The organism is Stenotrophomonas sp. HMWF003, assembly GCF_003061285.1.
Taxonomy (GTDB): Bacteria; Pseudomonadota; Gammaproteobacteria; order Xanthomonadales; family Xanthomonadaceae; genus Stenotrophomonas; species Stenotrophomonas maltophilia_AP.
In genome coordinates this window covers 5931-6543 of sequence record NZ_QAIW01000397.1, presented here as the reverse complement: position 1 = coordinate 6543, position 613 = coordinate 5931, and the positions used below count along the sequence as shown (strand labels likewise).

The window sequence follows — 613 nt, the reverse complement described above, 5'->3', positions numbered from 1 at the left end:
GTCCAGTGTGGCCAGCGCGCCTGCCCCCGCACCCGCACAAACCCCGGCGCCCGCACCTGCCCCGGCAGGGACGGTTGCCGGCGCTGCACCGCCGGCACAGACGGCCGCCAACGCAGCGCAGGCGCGCAGCGATGCAGCGCGTGCCACCGCACTGCTGACCGCCTCGGTGCGCCAGCAGGCCAGCGCCACGGCCGCCACGCCGGTGCCGACGCCCGCGCCGCCGGCTGCTGCCGCGGTGAACATGGCGGCCGCCGGCAATGCCAATGCGGCCAGCAACTCGGCCACCCCGGCGGCGATCCTGGCTGGACAGGCCACTGCTGCGGTGGTGCCTGCGCCGACGCCGGTCGTCGTGCCTGCCGAGCCACCGCGCCCGGTGATGCCCAGCGAAATCTCGCGGATCAAGATGCGACCGGGCATGCGCCAACTGGTGGTGGCGATCGATCCTGGCCATGGTGGCCAGGATCCCGGCGCGGTGGGCCCCACCGGCAAGCGGGAAAAAGACATCACCCTGGCAGTGGCGCGTGAACTGGCGCGCCAGGTCAATGCCACGCCCGGCCTGAAAGCCTTCCTGACCCGCGACACCGACGTGTTCATTCCGCTGCCGATGCGCGCG

The 613-nt window shown here is 73.6% G+C and carries 1 protein-coding gene; it reads left to right on the top strand.

Annotated elements, in window-relative coordinates; translation table 11 throughout:
* Window positions 1–613: N-acetylmuramoyl-L-alanine amidase (locus DBR34_RS23695; protein ID WP_258224059.1), on the top strand; the 613-nt coding region annotated here is incomplete at both ends.